This is a genomic window from Sinomonas sp. G460-2, assembly GCF_047759905.1.
GTDB lineage: Bacteria > Actinomycetota > Actinomycetes > Actinomycetales > Micrococcaceae > Sinomonas.
In genome coordinates this window covers 1-2,612 of record NZ_JBKZWT010000415.1, presented here as the reverse complement: position 1 = coordinate 2,612, position 2,612 = coordinate 1, and the positions used below count along the sequence as shown (strand labels likewise).

At 66.2% G+C, this 2,612-nt stretch carries 3 protein-coding genes; 1 reads left to right on the top strand and 2 read right to left on the bottom strand.

Annotated features, from left to right (window positions below; all coding sequences use genetic code 11):
* The coding region (locus ACLN58_RS20715) for a helix-turn-helix domain-containing protein (RefSeq protein WP_415857115.1) at positions 1–1,222 on the bottom strand (1,222 nt) is incomplete at its 3' end.
* A gap of 151 nt (positions 1,223–1,373) precedes the next feature.
* On the opposite strand from ACLN58_RS20715, the gene ACLN58_RS20710 reads away from it, so the two are divergent.
* On the top strand, positions 1,374–1,598 hold the full coding sequence (locus ACLN58_RS20710) for a hypothetical protein (protein WP_415857114.1): 225 nt from the start codon (positions 1,374–1,376) through the stop codon (positions 1,596–1,598).
* Positions 1,599–2,396: 798 nt separating this feature from the next.
* On the opposite strand, the gene ACLN58_RS20705 is transcribed toward ACLN58_RS20710, so the two are convergent.
* On the bottom strand, positions 2,397–2,612 hold a 216-nt coding region (locus ACLN58_RS20705), incomplete at its 5' end, for a hypothetical protein (RefSeq protein ID WP_415857113.1).

Sequence of the window (2,612 nt, the reverse complement as noted above, 5' to 3'; positions counted from 1 at the left end):
GGATCTCGAGGATCGCGTCCATGGTCTGCTGGACCTTGTCCGACGCGCCCGCGTAGCTGAACTGCTCGCGGGCGTCCTTGAGGAGCTCGAGCGCCTCGTCGTTGCGGCCGAGCGCCTTGAGCGCGCGGCCATAGAGGAGGGCGACCTCGCCCGCGGTGTGGCGGCCCAGGACGTTCTTCTCGGCGTGGATCTCCTTGAGCCGCTCGATCGCGTCGGGGATTTCCCCGTTGAGGTAGAGCCAGCGGGCGCGGATGAACGCGACCTCGAGCTGCTCCGGCCGGCTCCCGCCCACGATCGAGAGCGCGAGCTCGGCGCGCTCGATCGCCGCGAGCGTCTCCGGCTCGACGATGCCGCCCGAGAGGCGTACCGCCGCCGACGCCTTGTTGAAGCGGGCCCAGAGCTCGATGTCGTTCGCGGGGGAGAGGAGCTTGGCCGCCCGCTCGTGGTGCTTGACGCCCTCCTCGTAGTCCGCCCGCATGAACGCGACGTTGCCGATCACCCATTCGACCTCGCCCGCGAGCTGACCCATCGCGTCCTCGTCCACGAGGCTCCCGAGGATCCGGCAGTAGTCCCAGGCCTCGTCGAGGCGGCCGCTCTCGGCGAGTGCCCCGATGAGCGCACGCAGGGCGCCGATGTAGATCGTCGATCCGGTGGGCAGCTGCGAGCCGATCCGCACCGCTTCGCGGGCATGTTCGACGGCGGTGCCCAGCTGGCCGAGGCCGTGGCACACGGCGGCGAGCATCTGATGGGCGCGCACTGCGAGGCCGTCGGATTCGGCGATGATCGGGTGCTCGAGCAGGTGCTGCACGATCCGCTGGCACTCGGCGAGCTGACCCTGCTTCATGAGGCACTCGGCCTGCATGTACGTCATGTTCCACCACGCGCTGTTGTTCTTGCCCTCGAGGGCGAACTGGGCGGCGGTCGCGGCGTGGCTCGCGGCCTGCGCGTAGTCGCGCATGTCCCAGGCCTGGCGAGCGTAGAGACCGGCGAGGACGTATTCGGCGTCGTTGGCGGTGACGGGCTGGCTCCAGGCTTCGAGGGCCTTGGGCGCCAGTTCGAGGCGGCGAGCGAGCTCTTGGATGACCTCCGGCGTCGGCTCGCGCCGGCCCGTCTCGAGGAGAGAGATATAGCTCGGCGAATAGAGATCCTTGCCGAGTTCAGCTTGCGTCAGCCCACGCTCAAGGCGCTCAGCCCGCAGCTTCTCTCCGAAACCGCTCCCCACAACTTCCTCCTAGACAGAGCCGCCACCCGGTATCAGGGCAACGCGATACACTGGCAGCTTGACACCCGCTGTAGATGTTATTTTACTTGGGGTGTCAATCACGACAAAGCACGCTCTGCCCGAATGCACCCGCTACAACTAAGGACATGACATGCTGAAGAAGTTGACCGCTTCTCTTGCCCTCGTGGGCGCTCTCGCGGTGGGAGGCGTTTCTGTGGCTCCGACGGCGATCGGCAATTGGCCCGATCCCATGAAGACCACGGCGATTGGCAACTGGCCCGATCCGATGTCGGCTACCGCAATCGGTAACTGGCCTGATCCGATGACGGCGACCGCCATTGGCAACTGGCCCGATCCGATGTCGGCGACCTTCTGATCAGTCTGAACACCGTCGGGGAGCCGCACCAGCGGCAAACGCAAGGCTCCCGCTAGGGACCGTCGAGAGGCTGGCGGATCCCGAAAGCGCGTCAGGGCCCCGCTCATCTATGGATGAGCGGGGCCTTTTCTTATTGCCGCTAGGGCCTTTGGTCCTGACACTCTGATATTCGGGATACGAATAAAATTCACAGCACATTCTTATGGATTTTTTTAGCGGCTTTTGCCGCGTCGGGCCCTTGCCGCTCCGATTGCGGAATGCGGGCTCATTCCGCGGGCGTGTTGCAATTTGATGGAAGACCGTCGTCGCACCGCGCTGTTCCCGTGAGGAGCGGTGCAGGGTGGCTCCTCGTTTGAGGGATTGTAACGGTTTGGTAACAGTATTTTGGCAGCAGCTCGCCGCGCGTGTCGTTGGCCAGGCTAGGCCGATGCCGCGCGTCGACGGGCAACAAAAAAGGCGCCGATCTCTCGGCGCCATTCTTGCTGTTCTGGTCGGGATGACAGGATTTGAACCTGCGACCTCTTCGAGGATTCGGGCGATTCCGGGTCCTCGCCGGTTGTCTCGGAAACTCGCGGATTCCCTTGTGTTGACAGGGAACCGGGCGGTTCGCTTGCTTCGAGTGTACCCGGTCGTCGGCGGTCCGTCCCGGGTGATTGGGATGGGAATCTGATGAGCCCCGGGGCTGACCTTTTCGGACCGTCCCGGGTCGTCGTTGCTGCGTATACGGCAGCCCTTGGCCCGGCGCGGTGGATCCGCCTCTTCGGCCGCAGGGTGCAAGGGCCCGGGCCGCTCGTGAGGTCACAGGCCGAGGCCAGTGGGTTCCTGGCTGGCGCGGCGCGTCGGTCCCGGCCGCGGATCGCGGCTGGGGCTCAATGCGTGGACCCGGCCGAGGGCTGCGAGGGCTCGGGTCCTGTCGGCCTTCTGCGCGGCGGTCCCGGGCGGGGGGCCCAGCGGGGCGTCTCCGGTGATGGCGTACCGGTCGCGATAGGCGGCGATGACCCGGGCCCGCTGCCG